Consider the following 21669-nt stretch of genomic DNA (forward strand, 5'->3'; position numbering starts at 1 on the left):
AAATTGTCAAAAATAGATCAATGAAGAGGCTGTTAACCTTAATATTAGACGGAGAAATTGAGCAGGGGTTTGATGCCACCCTGGAAATTCGGCAAGGGGATCTCCATTCTCCGTCCCAAACTCGGATAAAAGGGCGGTTGTCAGGAAATCCAGACCTACTCAACTGTTATCGCCATTGGCAGCAACGGTATCTGAGTTTGGAAATGCTATTTCGTGCTCTGAGTGCCAATCCCGAACAGGTGACCAATTCATCCCAGCGGGGTGAAGCCTTTGCGGCTTGTCGGCGAGCAGCTGAGGTTTTGGAAGAGAGTCTTAATCACTGGCTCAATACTGACCTAGAGTTTCGCTCGATTCGGGATAAGTTATTGGGCTCGGGGAAAAAATTTCAACTTCTGTTACAGACCAATAATCCCTGGCTGCGTCGGTTTCCCTGGCACCGCTGGGATTTACTGGCGGAAGCCCAGGCGGACGTTGCCCTGAGTGCGATTGAATATGATTGTCCCAACCCCCTTAACCGGCAGACTACCCCCAAGGGCAAGGTCAGAATTCTGGCAATTTTGGGTCAGGGTGCCAATCTTAACCAGCAAGCAGATCAGCAGGCGTTGGAGGAGTTGGCGGGTCAGGCGGGGGCACAAATTACCTGGCGGCAGGAACCCCAGGCATCTGAGTTGAATCAGCAGTTATGGGAGCAGGGGTGGGATATTCTGTTTTTTGCTGGTCACAGTGGCACTTCCCAAGAGGGGCAGCGGGGGGAAATTCAACTCAATCAGACCGAACGGTTGACTATCGATGATCTGCGGTTTGCCTTGAACAAAGCGATTGGCCGTAGGCCACGCTACGCGAACGCACGAGGGTTGCAGTTAGCTTCATCCGCTCTTATGCCTCACAACGAACATGCGCAGCATGAGTGTCAGATGAATTGCGGACAGGATCTTTAATCGTTTATAGTAGATATAGTAGGGAAAACCAAATAAGAGCTAACCGCCACCTACTAATTAAAAAAAACAAAATTTATTGTATTGTTCCGGTGCGGAGGGGCATCCCGTATCGTTAATAAAGCTTACCGAGTATCCTAAGCAGTAGCTGGAGTTGGTAAGAAGCCCACACTGAACTCAAAGAGTCAGCGTGGGAGTATGTCACCTATCTTTAATTCCTGTGATGGTTTCGGCTTAGCCTACCAGTTGGCAGCACAGCAAGATTTGTATTTGCCCCAGGTGATTGTGATGGCCGAGAAAGTGCCAGACCCAGTATCACCGAAGTTTTTGCGGTATTTTCTGGAAGCTTACATCCGGGGTTCACCCAAGGCTGTTACTGCTTGAGCTAACTGAAGAGGATTTTCAGGATCAGTACCAGGATGACCAGAAATAGCCTTTGGGTAGTGCAGCATTTAACCAGCTCAAAACGCTTTTTTCAAGCATCTTGAACAAGTATGGCATCACCATTGCTGGTGAAGGCAGCTGCCTGCAAAGACCGAATCATGATGTTTCGGCCGCCACCGATGTCCCTCGGCAATTCCATCTTGCATTCAGGACATCGAAAAATTTTCGAGCCACCTAGCTTGTTGTGCCGATGACCACAGTTGGTACAAGTTTTGCTGGTGTAGGATTCGTTGCACCGCACCACCAGTACATTCTTCCTAGCTGCCATCTGAGTTAAATGCTGGGCAAACTTGTAATGACTCCAACTCAACATATTCCTAACGGTTTTTCGGTTAATCTTCCTCGATGACTTGAGTACCATTTTACTGGTAGCAAACGTTGGCAGGAAGATTAACTTGTATTTGCCAATGAGAAATGATGCGACCTTGGAGTGCAAATCTTTGACCAAGCACTGAATCTTTTCCCTGATCCGGTCGGCAGCTTTCCGCATTTTGTGCCGTTGCCGCTTGAAAGGAGACTTGCTAGCACGAGAAAGGAGTTGGTCAAGGTGTGAGCACAGTCGGTTGATACGCCCAATGTCGCCCTTACCAATCTCCAAGAAATTCTCACCATCGTAGCCCGTCAAGAAAGCACGGTTTCCAGGGTCGAGAGCAATTACCCTTTCTTGTTTGGTAGGTTCGGTTTCCACATGAGCGGGGAAACATCCATACCACTTGCCCCGCTGATAAACCAATTCAGTACCATACTCGGATTGACTAGGCAAAGGTGTTGATGCTTTAAAGGTCAAACCCTTGGTTTTCTTGGGATACCAAGTACCGTTCTTGAAGTTCCCCACCTTGAACTGAATGGTTTGAGATTTACTTCGGCAGGACTTGAACTTGGCTTCACCGCCATTAGCTTTCCCTTGCCTGTAGGCGTCTATTGCCTCATCGCAAGCTTCTTGAGCTTGATGCCCAGGTAACTCCCTAACCCAATCTGGTATTACCAAACTGCTTCGGTAGGCTTTTTGCAGGTCATCTTTGAGATTAAACCCGTTTTTTAACTGCTCCAGTGCCCAGTTAAAAACTTGCCGGTAGGCTGCCAGCCATTGCTTCCAAACCTTGTGCAGTTCAGCAGTTGGATACAGCCTGATTTTCCTAACACTGTTTGGTGCTAGTTTGGTGGATTTTCGGGAGTGGCTGTGCCTTTTTGTCTGCTTGTAACGCTTCCCGGAATTTCTTTTGGTATTTTCCCAATCCGTAAAGCCTATAACTGAAGCAATGGAGGATGGACAGCAGATCTTAGACCAATTCTTGCTCCTTGCTGAGTTTGCACTCACCCCAAACCATGAGTTGGCACTGATTTTTTTCACACAGCCATCTAACCAGTTCGATGGCAAATCTGAGCAATCGGTCTGGGTGGGCAACCACAAGGCATTGGAGATCGCCTCGGAGAAATCTGTCCAGAATGGCGAGGAATTGTCCCCTCCTAAAATTGAGTCCGGAGCCAATTTCTGATATGTGTTCTGCTTCTGGGAATTTTGAACGTAGTAGTTCAGCTTGTCTTTCAAAATCATCGCGCTGGGAATAAGTTGAGACCCGCGCATAGCAAACAGTGACAATTGGTCGGGGTTTTGCTGCTGCCTCCTAGATTTATTCAAGGTTGTAGCGTCTTTTACCCTTTGGCTTCCTGATTGCTTTGAGCCTGGCTTCTGTTTCCCATCACCTAAGTGTTTTTGAGTTGACTCCTTGAATTGTGGCGGCTTTCTTCGGCGTAACATCTCTCCTTAATAACCGCTTAAATTTCCTCTTACTAGTATAGTAAAAAATCAGTGCAATAAACGATTAATCAATGATTTTATTATTTAATGCTACGTCACATCAATAGTGAAGGCATTATTGGTTTATCTCATTCCTTAGTTGCAGCGGTTGTTTCCAGTGTCATGGCTCCTTGTGGTCAATATCTGACGGTATTTTTTGGAAAAATCTTTGACAACCTCTCTAGGAGGAGGTTAAGGGGAGGGCGGTGCAGAAGTTGAGGTTTTGAGGGGATAGCTTCAAGAGATAATAGTGGAACTTATTTGTAATTATTTCCGTCAATAGTAATGTAAATGATGAGCATTTACTACTGGGTTACTGCATAAATTGGCTACAGTTAGGGTTTATACAAAAAAAACTTTAGCTATCTCCGGATATATTATTATACTCCAGAAAGTTATAGGAGATGGAAAACCAGAAATCACTTCTGGACAATTTATCATTTACCCGGTATTGATTGTGCCTTGGGGCAAACCAGGGTTAATTAACTATAAAAGGACAGAAAAGGACACTTAGTTATCTGTCCCTAACTGTCCTGGATTTTATAGTGTAATTCAAGCTAGCTTAGCTATAGAAAACTTATAAAAAGTAGAGACTCAAGATGCAACGATTTCCTCAAGACGAATTAATTAATTACTTAAAGCAACTTATTAAAGAATTTTCTGACTTTCCACAATCTGCTAAAATCTTACACTGGGCAATCGAGCAAATTGAACAAGTAAAAGAAGCAGAAATTACAGCAATGCTTCAAAGGCTAGAGGAAGAGGATGAAGACTGGTAATAATTTCAGTAAAAATATACTATTTTTTAGAAAAGCTTGCACTCAAAAAAAGACTTATAATTTCAATTGGATTATCTTGATTATATAGTCCAAGTAAAGGGTTATTTCTTTAGCTTCTTCGGGAGCAAAACTTAGACTAACCTTGTGGTTTTTGATAAAATCTAGTGCATCTATATAAAGCTGTAAATCCCTATTCACAGGAATCTTTGATTCCTGTATTGCTCTATCCACCAAGTCCCAACTTCTGACTTTTAAAAAGTAATATATCAACTGCAAATATTTTTTTATTTCTTGAGAAAATACCTCAATATCCTCTGAGTAATCTGTATCTACATTGTTTGGGTTCTGGTCATAATGCTTCCTTAAAGCTGCTTCGGCAGCTTCTTGGGATAACGCTTTTCGGTTAGCCTTTAGCCATTCCATAGCTTCAAGGCTAGCCTCCTTACGTTTTTTAAACTTACTTAGTCCTGTCTCTACTTTCTGAATTAACTCCCCCGCACGCTCCGAGTCTCCCGTATCCTTGGGTTGGATTTGTTCTATAGATTCTGATAGCAAGGATTCTTCTGAAGATAGTACATCTTCCGGTTTTAGATTTAAAGCTGTGATAATTAAGATCGCAGAATCCCAATCTACACGTTCTTGGTTGAAAAAGCGCTGAACTGTTCTAATGCTGATGTTGTCTGCTTTTTCTGCAAGGCGCTGATAACTTAGACGCTTACGTTTGTAATCTGTTTCACTGGCTTTAGCTTGCTTGGCTAAAGCGTCTTTAAGACGCATTATTCCTTCAGGACTGGCACTAACGCCACGGGGCTTGCGCTTTTTATTCATAGATAACAAATCCGTGTGATTATCGTTGTTGAGAAGGACAGAAAAGGACACTTATTGATCTCAAACGGCTGCTTGACTGACTTGTCTGGCTTCCTAGGTTGGGTGGAACATAGTGAAATCCAACGCTGGCAATGGTTTGCTTAGGTTTCACTACCGATCCACCGCTCTAGGTAAAATCAAGGGTTTTAGGAGTAAAGTCAGTCAATCAGTCCAAAACTATCACTCAACAGGTGAGAAACAGACACTTATCTATCTTTGCTTTACTCCTGCTGAACTATTTTACCGTTCAGCTTTGCTCTTGGTGCAAGGCGCTCATCAGTTAGGGGCTTACCTTCGTGATCTCTTTGACTGGCTCTAGCTTGGTTAAGACGCCTTATTCCTTTAGGAGTGACACTAATGCTACGAGGATTGCGCTTTTGACTCATAGATAATCAATCCGTGTGATTGTCCTTGTTCAGAAGGACAGAAAAGGACACTTATTGATCCGAAACTGTCACTCAAGAAGTTAGAAAAAGACACTTATTATCTTTCCTTTATCTGTCCTTTACTGGGCTTGATACACCCATCTGCAAAATCTAGGATGGTGTTATAAGCAATCAAGCATCAGGACAAAACCATGACCAACTTACTAAAGCAATTTACTAGCACTTTTAAGGCACAGAATAATACGCAACAGAATCGAGACAAAACTACTGTAGTCACAACTCCAACAACTGCTCAAAACCGTGATTCCCCAGTAGTAAAGGAATTTTTACTCTTGCTAATTGCCTTCCTGCTGATATCTGTATCTCTAATATTTAACCTAGCACCTCACATGATTGCCACATCTATGTTCAAAGGGCAATTACATAACAAGTTAGAGATCAGCGTCGAGGGAATCACGATAACAACTGAAATAGACACAAGAGAAAGTAGTGCAGCAAATGACAATACCAAAGAAGAAGAAACTGAGGAAACCAGCCAGCTAAATTCATCCCCTCGTTAAGTGGTTATGTAATAAGAATTGTGGGGGCGATCTGGCCTTGGTCAGCCCCTTTCAGCGATCGCCTTTGGCGATCGCTCCCTCCCCACCTCCCATACAATACCAGGATACTTAGAATTATTAGCCTTAATAATCGCATATCAACACCATAGGCTATTATATACAGGACTTACCCATTGCTCCCATTATTCCCTGTTCCCATGATCCCCTCAACCGTAGAGGGTGAGCTAATCCAGATTTTGACCTGGTATTTTACCTTGTCTGATTAATGGTGAGTTAAAGCTTTCTGGGTAAACTACCTATACTTAATGGGTTAGCTGACGGCTGACCACTGACCACTGAATGCTTACCTATAAATCACATATCATACCCAAACAAATTGGGATCAACATCTTTCAAATCTAAATCTCCTAACCCATACTCAGCCCAACGTCTATCTACCATCGCTGCTACATCCCCATCTGACTCTAACGCTGCGCCCCATTCATGTTCCGTTTCCGGTGGAATCTTAGTAGTAGCATCAATACCCATCCGTCCCCCTAAGCCAATCTTTTCGCTGGCAAAATCCAAACTATCAAAGGGAGTATTAGGCAAAATAAATACATCCCGCACCGGGTCAACCTTAGAACTAATCGCCCACACCACTTGACGGGGGTCCCGAATATTAATAGTCTCATCCACCACAATCACAAACTTGGTGTAGGTAAATTGAGGCAAAGCACTCCAAAACGCCAAAGCAGCCCGTCGCGCTTGTCCTGGATAGGCTTTCTTAATGGAAATAATGGCGGCTTTATAACTCAGAGCTTCCATGGGCAAGAAGAAATCCACAATTTCTGAGACTTGTTGCCGCAGGATCGGGGTATAAATCCGATTGAGTGCGATCGCCATCATTGCTTCTTCTTTCGGTGGACGCCCACTAAAGGTAGTTAAATAAATCGGATCCTTGCGGTGAGTCATACAGTGGAAGCGAATCAACGGAGAATCCTCTACTCCACCGTAATACCCCATGTGGTCACCAAAGGGACCATCTGGCAACATTTCCCCTGGAGTAATCGTGCCTTCCAGGACAAACTCCGAATCCGCTGGTACTTCTAAATCTAAGGTTTTACATTTGGCTAGGTTAACCCCAGACCCACCATAGAGTCCAGCAAAGAGCCATTCCGACAGGTCAACCGGTATGGGAGTAGCAGCGGCCAGAATAATCAGGGGGTCAACACCGAGTGCGATCGCTATTTCTAATTTCTGTCCTCTCTCCACCGCCTTGCGCAAATGTCGTGCTCCACCCCTGACCGAGAGCCAATGCACAGTCATCGTAGTCTTAGACTGCAGTTGTAGCCGATAAACCCCCACATTAGGAATACCAGTCTCACAATCTTTGGTAATCACCAATCCTAAGGTAATAATCTTGCCAGCATCACCGGGATAAGGGCGAATCAGGGGTAATCTATTCAAATCCAAATCATTTTCCTGCACCACCACCTGGTGACAAGGAGGGAAAAAGTCTCGCCCTGGTTTAGCTTTCACCACATCAAACAAAATTTTGCCAAAATCCACCGCCTGGGAAATTTTCTTAGGTGGCTTTGGTTGTTGCAGCATCCCTAGCTTCTTGCCCAGAGTTTCCAAATCTTCTGGGCTTGACCGGTTCATCGCCCAGCAAACCCGTTCTTCTGTTCCCATTAAATTAATCGCAACCGGAAAGGATGACCCTTTTACATTCTCAAACAGCAACCCAGGTCCACCCGCTTGTAGCATCCGGTTTGATATCTCAGCAATTTCCAAATCTGGGTCAACTAAAGCCTTAATCCGCCGCAATTGTCCCTTCTGTTCTAGCTCTTGGATAAATCCCCTTAGGTCTCTGGCCATGATTACAATTTGTTAAGCTGAGTTACTCTTACTATACCAGTTCACAATTGGCTGAGGGAGTTTAGTCTTGGGTTAATTGGGAGTAGGGAGTAGGGAGTAGGGAGTAGGGAACAGGGAATAGGGAACAGGGAATAGGGAACAGGGGAAAAATTCTGTATACCTGATTACTCAACAGAAGCGCTATAATAGCAAATTTAACCCCGTCAACAAACCAAGTGATCGGAAAATATTTCCGTTATCAAGGATTCTGACTCCTGGCTTCTGGCTCGAAGCTCCTTCAATCTACCAGCACTTGAGTTCTAGGGAACTCGTGTTTTTCCACTACCCACTGCTGATCCTTGAGGGATCCGTGTAGGAATTGTGGGAATTTTTGTTCCGTACTCCCTACTCCCTACTCCCTACTCCCTACTCCCTACTCTCTTTGCTATTTCACATATACTGGGTTCATAGATCTGCTTTTGTATTCTGCCCAAAATTACTCACCCTCTCTACCAGAAACCATTCGTGAATGACTCTGCCGCGATCAACGAAATTAGCCTTTACCTCTACCAAGCCATCCTTGAGCTTCAGCAGCAGCAGTCCGAATTACTCAAGGAAAAATACCGAAAAATCGCTTGGGATAAGCCCCGTCATCAATCTGCTTTCCTGGCCAATTTGAAATCAGAACTCAGCCAAGAGCAAGATTGGCCCCGACGAATTATCAAAGTCAGGAAATTACTGCAAGTTCTGTTCATTCCTAGTTATTTCAACTCCCCCAGCTTTAGAGAACTGACCCAAAAACTTCGTCACTCTATCGGACCCAAGCCAGGGAATAATTCCCATAACTTAGCTGTCTCTACTAATAATAAAACCCCAACATGGGTTTCCCCTTTGCCAAAGCTAGAGACAGGAATTGCAATCTTACTCCTAGATGCCGAAAATTTACGGCTCAATACTGAAACCGAAAAGTTCCTAGCTCAAATTTCTTCCTACCCGGTTCAAATCAAGATTGCTTTTGCCAATTGGCGTGCTATGGGTAAGTATGACACTGAACTTCATACTCGTGGCTATGAGCTAATTCACGTCCCACCAGGAAAGGACAGCGCTGATTTCAAGATGGCTAGCGTTGGGTCTTCTATCTTTGTCCATTACCCAACCGCCAAGGAAGTCTTAGTCTGTTCCTCTGATGGGGTAATGACTCATCTTTGCACCACCCTACAAACCCATGGACTAACAGTCTATTTGGTGCGTAAGCAAAACGATAAGATCATTGTTTTAAATAACAAGACTCGTGAAACTCAAGCCCATTCTCTGGTTTCTGTACCAGAAATTCCCACCCTTGAGGAATTTATTAATCAACTCAAAGACATCCTCAAAGCTGAACAAAAACGCACTTCCAATGCTTGGATAAACCTGTCTAGACTATCTTATCTATTTGAGGCTAAGTATCAGCTTACCCTCAATCAAGTTGTGTCTCTGCGCTTGCCTGGAAAACTAACAACCGATATTTTTAGTGATTACCCTAAGGAGTTTGTGACTCATCACATACCTGGGACTTCAAATTTTTATATAACTCTATTTGACAAGCCAATTTCTTTCATTAAAAAGACCTCTTCTTTGAATACTATTCAGTTAAAACCTACTGTTAAGCCTTTATCTAAAATTGAATCTAAATCAGATTTGGAAGAGATACTAGTTAAACTCCTCAAGGATTTGAAGACAAACTATAAAGAACCTTATGTTCCGATCGCTCATATAGCTACTGAATTTAAAAAACAATACTCTCGACCCATTACTCAGTTGATGAGAGACTTAAATTTCAAAGGTACATTCCCCAAATTTTTGCAATCCTTGGGAGCGTTTAAACTAAAGAAAGTTGGTAAAGCTTATCAAGTTGCTTTAAGGTTAGACGGGTTGAATGCACTAGTTATTGAACAGTAGAATTCGCGGCAATTGTCAGGGAATCGGGAATCGGGAATCGGGAGTGGGGAATCGGGAGTCGGGAATCGGTAAAAAATCTGGCATTGCTGAATCTTTGGATCAATATGAATGAGTGGGGTGGGCATCCTGCCTGCCCCACAAGATCAGTATCTTCGGATCAATATGAATAAGTGGGGTGGGCATCCTGCCTGCGGTGAAAATATTGATAACGGGCAAGATGCCCGTTCCACAGCAAGATGCCCGTTCCACAGCAAGATGCCCGTTCCACAGCAAGATGCCCGTTCCACAGCAAAATGCCCGTTCCACAGCAAGATGCCCCGTTTCCCCGATTCGTGACGGCATAAGGTGCAACAGACAGAGAATTCTCACCATCTCCCCATCTCCCCATTTCCCCATCTCCCCATCTCCCCATTTCCCCATTTCCCGACCCAAATCTCAAAAACCTACCATTGTCAGGAGTAATGGGTAAGTTCTAAGACATTGGAAATGTTACAAATTCGTAATTTTAGTGATAAATACTCACGGGATGAGATAATAATGTAAATAAATATTACATTTTGTTAGATAATGATTAGAGTATTTACAGACTTTGACGGTCCGATCATGAATGTGTCGGAGCGTTACTATCGGGTTTACCAGTTTTGTCTCAAAGAAATCCAACGCCCTAACCAGCCAATCCTGCCCATGTCCAAGGCGGAGTTTTGGCAGTGTAAGAGGGGGCGTGTTCCCGAGATAATTATTGGAATTCGTTCAGGTCTCGATCCCAGCCAAGCTGAAGCATTTGCTCAGCTGCGCCGTCAAACTGTACACACTCTGCCCTACTTGGTTCATGATCAACCGGTTCCCGGAGCTATAGATGCCCTGGAAAAATTACAAGAAGCAGGTGTAGATTTAGCCGTCATGACCATGCGTCGGGTGCGGGAGCTTGATGAAGCGTTCAGTCGCTTAGACCTGGATAAATTTTTTCCCCCTAACCGACGGTATTGCCTGAGCAACGACTATGTTAAGACCGGTGACACTAAGGATAAACCTTTGCTAATGGCAAAAGCCCTCAAAAAACTCCCAGCTCAGTCTGATGTCTGGATGATTGGCGATACAGAAGCGGATATAGTGGCTGCCAAAACCCACGGTATTAAAGCAATTGGAGTTTTATCTGGAATACGCGATCGCACTCAGCTCAATCTCTACGAACCAGATTTTATCGTCAATAATCTCACTGAAGCGGTAGATTTAGTTCTAGACACAGCACTGCTACAAGCCGTATGATTTGCGATTTTAGCTGATCCGGCTAGAGCGCGCCCTACGCCTGACCCTCGGTCAGGGTAGGATGAAATGAACTGTTAAAGTTCAAGTCATTTTTTATGTCAAAAAAGCTATGGCTATCCTGGTTAGATTGTCTCGAAATTTAGGTAATTATATCACTAACTAGCTGTGCAGACAAGGGAACTTCGGATTAGGGAACAAAAAGGGCGTTGCTTAATAATGGAATGATTTTAAGAGTAGGTGCGCGCCTCCAAGGGCGCGAGCAATCCCTCGCGCCCTTGGGTCGCACCTGTGGAATAGGCATCTTGCCTGTTCTTGATCTTTTGGGGCGGGCAGGATGCCCACTCTACTCCTATTCATTCAAAGACTGACGAAACGCCACAAAAAGGGTTTGAGCAACTTTAAGTTTCTTAACATAGTTAAAAAAATTGGCTCTCTAGCCTGTGGCTATGAAAAATTTTTATAAAATAATCGCGCTAAAGTCTTGGCTTACAAGGTTTGTGGTTATTTAAAAAAGCAATTTTCATAAAAATTGCTTTTTATGGCCATGATGCAGTCGCTCCCCATGAGCGACTGGCGTGGTTTCCACCAGGCAAACCCAAGCAAGGGTAGAGAAGTTTGGCAGATATCACATCAAGGGGAAAAGCACCCTAGCTAGACAAGGAACGTGCTTTTGGAGGCACGTCCTGATCCCCAATCCCCCATGCCTATTTTCAACGTAAGAAACAACTAATCAGCCATAGCAATACAAATGTCACCAATGTAGCCAGTTTTTCTGTTGTCAAGTCTAGGTTGGTGAATTGGCTTCCCAGAGAATTCCCCAGCAAACTACCCAATCCCACACCTAAAAACAGACCTGCCAGGGTTAGCAACACCGCACGACCAAATTGTTGTTCTTTCCGATTTAGGAAATAGATCGTGAATCCGAAGCCTATAGCCATCACCAACGGCAAAATCGAGTTTGCCGATGAGGTGTAAAGGACAGTAGCACTGCTTAAGATTAAGAACACTGCACTCGGCCAGATGATGTCTTCTCTTGTCGGAGTATCCCACAACCGTTTCAGCCACTCAGGAGAGTTATTAACTGGTGTTTGGGGAAAACTCGGTGGAGCTTGAGAAACCTTCTCTGGGAAACGAATGCGATCAGGAACTTTAATCTTTCCTTCCTGGCGCATCCTAAGTCGATCCATAATAATGGCATCGTAGGCCGCCTCTACGGTATCTAAAAGCTTTTGGTTACCACGATGCTTTTGCATCAGGCGACCTTTGGCATCCTGAATTTCATCAAAGGACGCTTCTTCCGTAACCCCAAGCTGATCATAGGGATTGTTATCACTCATTCAAGACCTCCGAGACATCCCTTGTTTTCACATCCCTTCTTTTCACTAGTATGACAGCAACTTTAAACTAGTTATGTATATGTTAAGGTTAGGCACGAGAAACTCTCAACCTTGCTCTGGCTAACCACTGGTCACAGAGTCGTTTTGGTTGAGGGTGGTGCCAATGCCCCTGGGTGCTAGTGTAGCTTGATCTTCAAGCAGCAGTCCCGAAGTGAAGTCAACACAATGCCGGTGCATCTGCTGTTTTGTGACCAAATCACCGGAGAATTCCTGAATGATGTTAGAACCGTTAGTAAATCCATATAGACCCATCAAGGCTATGGGTTTTTTGCTCTTTAGAACCAGAAAAAAAGACTTTTTCCCTTGGTTCGGGAAGTCCTACTGTGGGGGAATTTTGAAAATAACTGATCTGCCTATGCGATTTACCAACTATTGGCATTGCCTAATAATCTGAGGATAATTGTCTACAATGCCCAACAGCACCGTTGGTGTCAAAACACTCTGCGTCTTAAATTTGTGATCCCGTTTTCCGTGGAAAGTTATGACCGCCGCCAAGATTCTTGTCGTAGATGACGATCCGGCAATCCGAAATTTAATTCTACGCTTCTTAAGTCAAAAGAATTTTCAAATGCAGGCTGCTCAAGATGGCAAGACGGCTCTTGCCACATTTGAGCAATTTAATCCAGATTTAGTCATTCTAGATGTGAATTTGCCTGACGCCCTTGGCTACAACCTGTGTCAGCAAATGCAGACCCGCACTGATGTCTTTGTCCTCTTGCTCACCAGTCGGTCGGATGCTGCTGACAAAAATCAAGGATTTCAACAAGGTGCTGATGACTACATCACCAAGCCCTTTGATTTACAAGAGCTGGAAAATCGAGTTAGAGCAATTTTGAAACGGAAGCGGGCTGTTACTGCTACTGAAGCAGAACGCCTCGTCTTCGACCATTTAGTGATCGATCCAGGGCGCAGGGAGGTAACTATCAACGAAATACTTATCCCTCTAACTGCTCTGGAATTTGATCTACTCCATTTTCTGGCCTGTCATCCAGGTCGAGTCTTGCGCCGTTCTGAGTTAATCCAGGAAGTCTGGGAGTACGATTATGTGGGAGATCAGCGAGTAGTTGATGTCCATATCGGTCAAATTCGCCGTAAAATTGAGGTTAATTCCAGTGACCCTTCCTTAATTCAGACAGTTCGAGGTGTTGGCTACAAGTTTGAGGCACCTTCTAGTAAGAAGAATGAGAAAAATGGTAAATCCAGTAGCTAACTCATTGTTGACACTCCACGACTACTCAAACCCCTTGCTCGTGGAGGGTCAATGGTTGCCAAGGCAATCGACTACTGAGCTACCGGACTAGAGTTCAAGAGTCGTCTAGCACAGCACGGCGGAAATAAAGATACGATTCAAAAATAGCAAAACGCTTATGTAATAAGCATGCAAGAATTGTTAATACCATAATTTTTAATTCCGCGCAGCAGTACTAGTGATCATGCCTGCTTTGGTCTAGCCTCTTGCTGAAGTGGCTCGACTTCCCTGGGATTAGCTTTGTTGAGAAGACGTCGTAGCATGATTGTTTGATTCTGCTGTAGCAACTTCTGCTGTAGCAACTTCTTTGGTGGCAGTTTTCTCAGATTCACTTGGGGTAGGGGTGTTCAGCCCTTGCTCTATTTGTTGTGCCTCTAGCTTAAACTGATTTTCAAACTCCTTGGAAGCATCTTGAAAGCCTCTAATGGCTTTACCCAAACTACGACCAATTTCTGGCAACTTCTTAGGGCCAAATACTAATAGGGCAATGACCATAATCAACACCATTTCCGGTAAACCCATACCAAAAACGTTCATTATTATATAACCTCCTGGGATTTGTCAAGTGCTGGTTTGCTTTTACTGGTTTGCTGTTACTAGTTTGCTGTTCTTAGTATTCCACATTTGACCCAAATTGACCGCTGTTCCGTTGAACTCAGCCAGTTTAACTCAGCCAGTTTAACTCAGCCAGTTTAACTCAGCCAGTTTAACTAAGTTAGGTAGTCATCCCAGGGACTTCCTAGCCTATCCATTGCTGTCAACAGCATTAAAAAACCCGGACAAGCCGGGAGGGAGCTGAAATATTTGAAATGTTAATGATTAGCAGTTAAGCCATGGAGTAGACTACTGCCCTAGGCTTGTCCAATCAACATTGAAACCTTGAATGATGATTGATTTGTTGTAAATCTGCAAAATAATCAGCAAAAAGACGAAAAATAGCCCCATAAAGACTCCCATTACAGGGGTAGTGCCCCAACCTGGGGCAACTTTGCCATATTCCGAGTTAAGGGGTTTGAGAATATCTCCTAGCCGAGTTTTTTGTGCCATGGGTAAATTGAGATTTATGTTAATTGAGATTTATGTTATTGACATCTCCCCCGTGCGAGGGATTGCTCGCACGGGGGATTCTACAAGGTGCCGAAGTTGCAGCTTGAAACCGTGCCACTTCGCTTCAAGTCAGATAGGATCTACTTAGAAATTTAAACAGAATCCTACCGGTGCGGGAGTGTCAAAGCTCCCATACCTTCTTAAGATTATAGACACGTCGGGTCAAAACCCGTTCTCCATAGGAGACGCGGGGTGCGTTCACTTCGCGTTTGAACCCCTCCTTAGAAATAAGGGGCTATCACGACGAGCGGATGTTTTGATTTCAGCTTACACTAAGGAGGCACTAAACCAAAGACATTTATACTCGAGGTGCAACTATTAGCCTTATAGCTATCTAAACCTTGTGAAACATTATCCACTGTTTTATAATGAAATAAGTTAGTAACTTGTTTAACTTCGGAACACTGCCGCCCAACGAAGAACTAAAAGCGAAGACAGCTGGTCGTAAGTTAAGCGACGTAAAATAATGGACTGAGTGAAGTTACAGTGCGGTTTGAGAGTAGGCAGCAGAGCCTCCATTAAGAAAATTAGCGCAATGCTTTTGGCATTGCTTTGTCGGCAANGGGAGGGGGGGGGGAGGGGGGGGGGTGTGGGGAGGTGGGGAGGTGGGGAGATGGGGAGATGGGGAGTAGGGAGTAGGGAGTAGGGAGTAGGGAGTAGGGAGTAGGGAGTAGGGAGTAGGGAGTAGGGAGTAGGGAGTAGGGAGTAGGGAGTAGGGAACTTCCGATTAAGTGCCTACCTACTCACCTAGGATTAATCACTCCCAATCTCCCCATCTCCCCATCTCCCAATCTCCCCATCTCCCCATCTCCCCACCTCCCCACCTCCCCACCTCCCCACACCTCCCCCACTCCCCACACTCTCCCGACTCCCGACTCCCGACTCCCGACTCCCCATCTCCCGACTCCCCGCACCATCTCCGAGATATGATCAAGAACAGACGTAAATCAAGAGGTACCCCATGTCCCGTAGATGTCAGTTGACTGGTAAAAAGGCCAATAACGGCTATGCTGTTTCTCACTCCCACCGTCGGACTAAGCGCTTACAAAACGTTAACTTACAGGTTAAAAGAGTTTGGTGGGAAGAAGGGAAACGCTGGGTGAAGCTGCGGATTTCCACTAAGGCGATTAAGACCTTACAGAAAAAGGGCCTGCAAGCAATGGCTCAGGAAGCTGGTATTAATCTAAATCATTATTAAGGGAATAGGGAGTAGGGAGTAGGGAGTAGGGAATCGGGAATCGGGAGTCGGGAGTCGGGAATCGGGAATCGGGAACATTTTAAAACAGATATGATATATTAACCCGATAATTGAGCATCTCCCTATCTCCCCATCTCCCCATCTCCCCATCTCCCCGCACTTCCCACACTTCCCACACTCCCGCCCCATCTCCCCATCTCCCCATCTCCCCATGTTTTTTTCTCTGGGGATGATGGGTTTTTCGCTTAATGTGGGTAGGTTAAATCTATGAGTTTTTGGTAAAGGGGATATAGTCTGCCTTTAGAGGAGGTAGGAAAATTCTAGGTTAGGTAAACTGTTAACAAATCGTGGTATTTTTCGTAAATCTCGATAGTATAATTAAATATTTAAGAATATTCTCTATTCGTAGGTAGACCTAACACTATGGGGTTAACCGTAGATAGGTAATCCTTGGCTTCGTTGAAGCATTTGAATATAGGACTACCAATTAAGGCAATTAAGGTGTTTGACATTGATACAAGCAGCAAAAGCTAATGCACGTCAACTATTGCTAGCATGCCTATTGCCTATTGCCTTGATCTATATCATCTAGGGTGCTTGAACTAGTTCGTATTCAGGAATCTACTCAGGAAATGTGACAGGAAAATCCCTATGTCAACCAGGAAGTCAACCAGGAAGAAGTTAGCGAATGCGATCGCAAAACTACTCAAACAGGTAGTCAAACTCTCTCAAGCCATCACCAAACCTTTGATGCGTTGGCTGTTGCGTAGCTTATTTATTTTACACCGTCGGTCGCGGGTGGCAACCGCTGGGTTTGTGTTACCGACCGCAATTATGGTGACCTTGGTGGTAACCTTGCTGGTAACTGCCATTGTGTTGCGCTCCTTTGACCGGGTCAAAAATGCCAGTAATTATCGCGTCAATCAAGCAGTTTTCAATGCCGCTGCTCCAGCCATTGAGCGGGCTCAAGCCAAATTAGAAGCCTTGTTTGCTGACCCCACCCTGCCCCGCTCCACCCCATCAGAGGAAGCCTTGGAAAATGCGTTCACGAATAGCAAATACAACTTTGGTGATGAAACCCGTTTGACCCTCGAAGACGAAGACAGTGACGGCAAAGTAAGCACCATAGACACTGCCTGGAGGTTTCCGGTTGATACGGATAATAATGGCCTATTCGATAGCTACACCCTCTACGGAATTTATTTCAAAAGTCCACAGCCAAGTCCAAATCAAAACGAAAAAACCAGAACCCCTCTACAAGCGAGAACCCGACCGATGGGGGAGTCTGGCGATAGCAAGCGATGTCCCCTAGCCGCTGACACTAGCGCTAGCCTAGTGGATAATTCCGGGTGGTTTAAGTCCGGGTCGAAGTTAAAGAAAAGTATATTTGTTTACACCGCAACGGTGCCGATTGTAGCTGGGGATAACAACATAGATGGTCAAACCTATGAGGCTTACAAGGGTGAGGCCGGATTATCAGCTCTAGAGTATCAGCAAGACCGAGCCAGAATTCCCCTAGCCAACAATGCCATTGTCTACGAGGATGATTTACAAATTACTCCTGGGGAGGGCATCCAGATTAATGGCCGGATTTTTACCAACGGGAATTTTCTTACCGGTAATGATGAAGGAAGTAATGAGTATTTTCAAGTCAGTAGCCCGGAATCTTGCTACTACACAGAAGAAAACAGCAAGATCGTTGTCGGGGGCAATATGGCCTTTGGTCGTGTTGATCAGGAGCAAGATCAAGACGGAGGAGACATACATCTGTTCAGAGGAGATGACCCACCGGCGAAAGTTAAGTTAGGCAAAAATGAAAATAAATCTGTTGACGCACCACCCAATCAGATTGGGGATAACAGCCAAGCCTACACGGACCGAATTAATGATCTGGTAAATGCTGTCAACGCTAAAGCTCAGGGTGATGAACGAAAAGAACTAGAAAGATACTTCAAAGACCGCACCCGTCGTGTTCCCTATGCAGAAGTTCCCGATGGTGAAGACCCGGGAAATGCAAAGATCCAAGGTACTGGTGACGAGCTTCGACCCCAGGATGATTGGATATTCCCTTATAAACCAGGTACTAGCAACAGTAACAATAAGCTGAAGCTGAATATCAATGGAAACACTCTCAGTCCGGCAGCAACGGAACCAAGCCTACAAGAGGAACGAGGTACGGAAAAAACAATTGGCGATCGCGTTTTGATCGGTCATGGCTTACCTGCTCTATGGTGGGATAAAAATGCACAGCAATTCCAGGGTGCCAGAGCTCAACAAGCCATAGATGATACGGTTGAGTGGGATGACTTTCAGGATGAGGACAATAAGCTGCGCTACCGCACTACCCAAATCACTCCCTTATCTGAGTTAGGGGATACTGACCGCAATGGTTTCTGGGAAGCAGCAGCAGCCAGGCAACCGGTTCAGCCTCTGGAAGGGTATGGGGGATTGCGGGTAGTCACCGGTGCTGGGATTTATGTGGATGATGATGAGTTGGGTCTGTTGACGAGAACCAAAGGACAACCTAATTTCCCTCGCGATAACGGCAATACTCTTAATAATCCTGATTTGGAATCTTATTTGCCCCCTCCTGGTTGGGATATTAGGTTTGTCGATCCTGGAAGTCGGCGTATTGATGACAGAATACAGGTAAATGACATAACAGCCCAATTGAGAGGATTCCCTATACGTGTCTGGCCAGATACCATGCCCATGCATGGTGGTGTAGAGGGTGATTTAACTGGAAATAATAATGGTAAGACTTCTAAGGGTGATGACATTACTGATTTTTACCAGCAAAGTGACCTATTGATGAGGGCAAGCGCGGTTTATCACTACACCCAAAACCCAGGAAAGAACCCAGAAGAAGAAAATTTTGACCAAGAACCGATTGCCTGTGTCAGTAGCTACTATGACCCCACAGATGAAGACTCCGCTAAAAATAGAGTTTCATCTGGGGGTGGGGATTGGGACGACCTAGAGCGATTTGATCCTAACAACGGCAGGTCTAACAATGGCATCGTTTACGCCTTTCCTGGTAGAAATGCTGGCAACCCAAAACTGCAACGACAATCCCGATTAGTATTTCCCAATGGGCGTCTTGTCAACGAACCCTTGAGAAGAGCCTTAAACACACCAGCAGATGAGCTCACCCTAGCTGATTATTCAGCCATTGATACTGCAATTTGCGCCTTAGCAATTTTAGACGGTGCTACTCCTATGGGTGATCCACCGATCCCTCATGGGGCAATCTACGAACAGTCCTTTTTGAATGCCAGACAAGTCCAGGATATTAATCAGGCTCCTAACCAGGCCAATAACTATAATTTATCTGAGCATACCTATGACCTAGGGATAGAAGACCGTCAGCCTCTGGAAATCAGGGCTACGGTGTTGGATCTCAATCTGCTCAGAACAACACCAATTGATGGATTAACCAACGGTAAAGGTCCCACCCCAGAATTTCTGCTACCGGATAGTGGGGTTATCTACGCCACCCGTGATGATGCTTTACCAGACCTAAGTCGGAATGATCCCAACGCTACCCGTGAAGAAAATCTCAGCTCCAGTAGCGTAGACTTTACCCTAGACCCCACCCGCCGTCCCAATGGAATTATGTTACGCAATGGGACAGTGCTAGCCCGTCAAGACGAAGATAACTCATTTACATTGACCGATCCGCCAGGAGCAGAGAAAGGGTTAATTTTAGCTACCAATTTGCCAGTGTATATCAAAGCCGATGACAACGTTATCAATGGGGATATAAAATCCGGCTTTAATTTACACCAAACCCCTGAGGGAAAGTTGGTGGAAGAGTTTACACAGCAGCTACAAAATAAAAAGTGGGATGATGGCAATTTCTACGGTCGTGAAACTCTCGACGGAAACTTTGCTTGTCGCCAAAAGGATGATAGATTGGAAAATTGTAATTCAGGGGATTTGTGGCGACCAGCAGTAGTGATTGCTGATAGCGTTACCCTACTGTCTAATGATTTTGAGTTTGGTTACCGCTCCGATGGGGACTATGACCTGAGGGGAATACCAATGGGTATTGACTTAGACCTGGATGATGACTTAATAGACCTTGTAAATGAGGCTACATATGGTGCTGACCTGAATGGCAACGGTGTCACAGGTGCCGATCAGGTTTTAGAGTCTCAAATTGTCATAGGTTATGACGTAAACGGGAATGGTGACTTAGCAGACACTTTCGATGAAACACAGATTGGCTTTGACCTCAATGGTAATGGTAATGCAACTGAAATTGGGGTTCCCGAGTCTCAGATAACTGTTGCGGCAGGACTAAAACTTAATGGCATATTTGACAATAATTTTGTCACTAGTGCCAACTGGTGGGATGTCAATGATGACAATATTATTGATAATCCAGATGGGAGGGGCAACCCTCAGCCTAGTCTTGATTCAAGACCTATTACTATAGAAAATCCGAACCCTAGAAGAATAAACAGTTCCTACCTCAGCAATTTTGTCACTCCCATTCAGCGACGGGTAGAATTTCCAGAGTATGTGATGGAAATCTGTCGGAAAGTTCCAGTTTCAGCTTGTACACCTGATGACTGGGTGGTTAGTGCACAAAACGCTGCTACACCGCAAAAGGCTAGTAACCTTGTAACACAATCTGTCAATCTACTTTTCTCCGGCACAACCGCAAGACCTGCCATAGATCCCGACGATCGACGCTATCCCCGTCGCATTGCTTTCCAACGAGATCCTGCTAAAAATAACAACTTGGTTCTCAATGACGGTCTTCCGATTCCTCTGGGAATCAACGGAGCTGATGGAACAGGAGATAATAGTGGGACTGTCCAAGAATACCCATACAATAGTTTCAGCCCTACCAAAAGACCTCGATTAGCACCACATGCTCTGTGGTATAAAACAACTAGAAATCAAAGTGATCCTACCGATGATGGTCGTCTAAGCTTCGGTGGTGAAAGACCACTGTTTTACCAAAAGCCATTACAAAACCCAACAACAGAGCAACCGATGTTGGTACCAGCCCTACAAGTTCACTCCCTGACTGCTCAACCAAGAATAAACCAAAACGGATTCCCGATAATACAATCGGAATGTGTGGAAATCGAAGAGGGCTGGACACAGCGAGCCAATGAAGACGGAGAAACCTTCAATTTAGTGATTGCTTCCGGGGATAGTCCCCCAAGCCCACAGGAAAATAATGGTGGTTTAGCTAACTTCGTCCGTTACCTAGAAAACTGGCAGCAACCGGGTGGAACTTGCGGCGAACCAAAGGGTATTCCGGCTCGGATCAGCGGCTCCCTGATTCAGTTCAAGCGTTCGGCCTATGATACAGCCCCATTCTGGCATGGCCCCCAGGATGCCCCGAATATAAACGTCCCCAGTCGATTTGGATACGAGATAGATCAGGATGATCGAGCTAATGGGTCCTTTATGCCCTATGCCACTGGTAATGGCAAACTGCCCTATTACATGGCACCCCAACGTCGATATGGTTTCGATGTGGCTCTGCTGACTCAGTTACCAGACCTGTTCTCTGGCCTGTTTACCACTCCCCCAGCGGGAGACCCTGATGAGTTTTTCCGCGAAGTTTCCCGAGATGACCGATGGGTCAAAACCTTACTGTGTGCTGAAGACGATAAAGGAAATCTAGCGGTTAACGGGCGCTATTGCCCGTCAAAAAACGGTGCTTGAAGGTTGGAGGTTGTTTGGTTGTTCGCGTAGCGTGGCCTTTGGCCAAGGTTGTTTGGTTGAAGGTTGGAGGTTGTTCGCGTAGCGTGGCCTTTGGCCAAGGTTGTTTGGTTGAAGGTTGGAGGTTGTTCGCGTAGCGTGGCCTTTGGCCAAGGTTGTTTGGTTAAAGGTTGAAGGTTGAAATTATGAATAATCAAGCACGATTGTAATTAATC

General features: G+C 45.0%; 22 protein-coding genes. 9 read left to right on the top strand and 13 right to left on the bottom strand.

Annotated features, from left to right (window positions below):
* The first annotated feature begins 20 nt into the window (after positions 1–20).
* Both F6J94_RS01000 and F6J94_RS01005 read left to right on the top strand, forming a co-directional pair.
* Positions 21–938: a hypothetical protein gene (locus tag F6J94_RS01000; protein ID WP_293035974.1), complete on the top strand. Its 918-nt coding sequence runs from the start codon at positions 21–23 to the stop codon at positions 936–938.
* A 195-nt stretch (positions 939–1133) separates the two neighbouring features.
* Entirely contained in the window at positions 1134–1319 is a 186-nt protein-coding gene (locus F6J94_RS01005) for a hypothetical protein (protein ID WP_293035975.1), read from the top strand.
* Between the two features lie 91 nt (positions 1320–1410).
* Here the strand turns inward: F6J94_RS01005 and F6J94_RS01010 are convergent, their stop codons facing one another.
* Together F6J94_RS01010 and F6J94_RS01015 are read right to left on the bottom strand one after the other, a co-directional pair.
* Positions 1411–2730, bottom strand: coding sequence for a transposase (locus F6J94_RS01010; protein ID WP_293036129.1), 1320 nt, complete (start codon positions 2728–2730; stop codon positions 1411–1413).
* Positions 2660–2980 carry a recombinase family protein gene (locus F6J94_RS01015; RefSeq protein ID WP_293036132.1) on the bottom strand — a complete coding sequence of 107 codons (321 nt, stop codon included), beginning with the start codon at positions 2978–2980 and terminating at the stop codon, positions 2660–2662. Before F6J94_RS01015 ends, F6J94_RS01010 begins: the two co-directional genes overlap by 71 nt.
* A 796-nt stretch (positions 2981–3776) precedes the next feature.
* Between F6J94_RS01015 and F6J94_RS01020 the strand changes: the two genes are divergently transcribed.
* Positions 3777–3956 carry a hypothetical protein gene (locus F6J94_RS01020; RefSeq protein WP_293035977.1) on the top strand — a complete coding sequence of 60 codons (180 nt, stop codon included), beginning with the start codon at positions 3777–3779 and terminating at the stop codon, positions 3954–3956.
* Positions 3957–4010: 54 nt separating this feature from the next.
* Here the strand turns inward: F6J94_RS01020 and F6J94_RS01025 are convergent, their stop codons facing one another.
* Positions 4011–4784, bottom strand: a complete 774-nt coding sequence (locus F6J94_RS01025; RefSeq protein WP_293035979.1) for a hypothetical protein — start codon at positions 4782–4784, stop codon at positions 4011–4013.
* A gap of 260 nt (positions 4785–5044) precedes the next feature.
* Positions 5045–5209: a hypothetical protein gene (locus F6J94_RS01030; RefSeq protein ID WP_293035981.1), complete on the bottom strand. Its 165-nt coding sequence runs from the start codon at positions 5207–5209 to the stop codon at positions 5045–5047.
* A gap of 191 nt (positions 5210–5400) precedes the next feature.
* On the opposite strand from F6J94_RS01030, the gene F6J94_RS01035 reads away from it, so the two are divergent.
* Complete coding sequence (locus F6J94_RS01035; protein WP_293035983.1) at positions 5401–5769, top strand: hypothetical protein; 369 nt, start codon at positions 5401–5403, stop codon at positions 5767–5769.
* A 354-nt stretch (positions 5770–6123) separates the two neighbouring features.
* On the opposite strand, the gene F6J94_RS01040 is transcribed toward F6J94_RS01035, so the two are convergent.
* Positions 6124–7629, bottom strand: a complete 1506-nt coding sequence (locus tag F6J94_RS01040) for a UbiD family decarboxylase (RefSeq protein WP_293035985.1) — start codon at positions 7627–7629, stop codon at positions 6124–6126.
* A gap of 504 nt (positions 7630–8133) precedes the next feature.
* Between F6J94_RS01040 and F6J94_RS01045 the strand changes: the two genes are divergently transcribed.
* Positions 8134–9549 carry an NYN domain-containing protein gene (locus F6J94_RS01045; RefSeq protein WP_293020262.1) on the top strand — a complete coding sequence of 472 codons (1416 nt, stop codon included), beginning with the start codon at positions 8134–8136 and terminating at the stop codon, positions 9547–9549.
* Between the two features lie 157 nt (positions 9550–9706).
* Here the strand turns inward: F6J94_RS01045 and F6J94_RS01050 are convergent, their stop codons facing one another.
* Positions 9707–9961 (bottom strand): hypothetical protein, encoded by a 255-nt coding sequence (locus F6J94_RS01050; protein WP_293035987.1) that lies wholly within the window; start codon positions 9959–9961, stop codon positions 9707–9709.
* Positions 9962–10116: 155 nt separating this feature from the next.
* Here F6J94_RS01050 and F6J94_RS01055 point away from each other — a divergent pair, with 155 nt between their 5' ends.
* Entirely contained in the window at positions 10117–10815 is a 699-nt protein-coding gene (locus F6J94_RS01055; RefSeq protein ID WP_293020258.1) for an HAD family hydrolase, read from the top strand.
* 710 nt (positions 10816–11525) lie between these two features.
* Here F6J94_RS01055 and F6J94_RS01060 read toward each other — a convergent pair.
* Together F6J94_RS01060 and F6J94_RS01065 are read right to left on the bottom strand one after the other, a co-directional pair.
* Entirely contained in the window at positions 11526–12152 is a 627-nt protein-coding gene (locus tag F6J94_RS01060) for a CPP1-like family protein (RefSeq protein WP_293020256.1), read from the bottom strand.
* Between the two features lie 120 nt (positions 12153–12272).
* Positions 12273–12467, bottom strand: coding sequence for a hypothetical protein (locus F6J94_RS01065; protein WP_293020254.1), 195 nt, complete (start codon positions 12465–12467; stop codon positions 12273–12275).
* Positions 12468–12693: 226 nt separating this feature from the next.
* Here F6J94_RS01065 and F6J94_RS01070 point away from each other — a divergent pair, with 226 nt between their 5' ends.
* Positions 12694–13422 (top strand): response regulator transcription factor, encoded by a 729-nt coding sequence (locus F6J94_RS01070; RefSeq protein WP_075899162.1) that lies wholly within the window; start codon positions 12694–12696, stop codon positions 13420–13422.
* Between the two features lie 273 nt (positions 13423–13695).
* Here F6J94_RS01070 and F6J94_RS01075 read toward each other — a convergent pair whose 3' ends face one another.
* From F6J94_RS01075 to F6J94_RS01085, 3 genes are all read right to left on the bottom strand, one after another.
* Positions 13696–13998 carry a TatA/E family twin arginine-targeting protein translocase gene (locus F6J94_RS01075; RefSeq protein WP_075899160.1) on the bottom strand — a complete coding sequence of 101 codons (303 nt, stop codon included), beginning with the start codon at positions 13996–13998 and terminating at the stop codon, positions 13696–13698.
* Between the two features lie 306 nt (positions 13999–14304).
* Positions 14305–14508, bottom strand: a complete 204-nt coding sequence (gene psbH, locus F6J94_RS01080; RefSeq protein ID WP_293020251.1) for a photosystem II reaction center protein PsbH — start codon at positions 14506–14508, stop codon at positions 14305–14307.
* A gap of 803 nt (positions 14509–15311) precedes the next feature.
* Positions 15312–15485, bottom strand: a complete 174-nt coding sequence (locus tag F6J94_RS01085; RefSeq protein WP_293035989.1) for a hypothetical protein — start codon at positions 15483–15485, stop codon at positions 15312–15314.
* A gap of 44 nt (positions 15486–15529) precedes the next feature.
* Between F6J94_RS01085 and rpmB the strand changes: the two genes are divergently transcribed.
* On the top strand, positions 15530–15766 hold the full coding sequence (rpmB, locus tag F6J94_RS01090; protein ID WP_293028021.1) for a 50S ribosomal protein L28: 237 nt from the start codon (positions 15530–15532) through the stop codon (positions 15764–15766).
* Here the strand turns inward: rpmB and F6J94_RS01095 are convergent.
* Positions 15752–15979: a hypothetical protein gene (locus F6J94_RS01095; RefSeq protein WP_293035991.1), complete on the bottom strand. Its 228-nt coding sequence runs from the start codon at positions 15977–15979 to the stop codon at positions 15752–15754. The two genes, rpmB and F6J94_RS01095, sit on opposite strands and share 15 nt — an antisense overlap.
* Positions 15980–16417: 438 nt before the next feature.
* On the opposite strand from F6J94_RS01095, the gene hpsA reads away from it, so the two are divergent.
* Entirely contained in the window at positions 16418–21457 is a 5040-nt protein-coding gene (gene hpsA / locus F6J94_RS01100; protein ID WP_293035993.1) for a hormogonium polysaccharide biosynthesis protein HpsA, read from the top strand.
* Here the strand turns inward: hpsA and F6J94_RS01105 are convergent.
* The gene (locus tag F6J94_RS01105; protein WP_293035995.1) at positions 21430–21651 is read right to left on the bottom strand and encodes a hypothetical protein; all 222 of its coding nucleotides are present in this window, start codon (positions 21649–21651) and stop codon (positions 21430–21432) included. The two genes, hpsA and F6J94_RS01105, sit on opposite strands and share 28 nt — an antisense overlap.
* Between the last annotated feature and the right edge of the window lie 18 nt (positions 21652–21669).

The organism is Moorena sp. SIO1F2 (assembly GCF_010672755.1).
Classification (GTDB): domain Bacteria; phylum Cyanobacteriota; class Cyanobacteriia; order Cyanobacteriales; family Coleofasciculaceae; genus Moorena.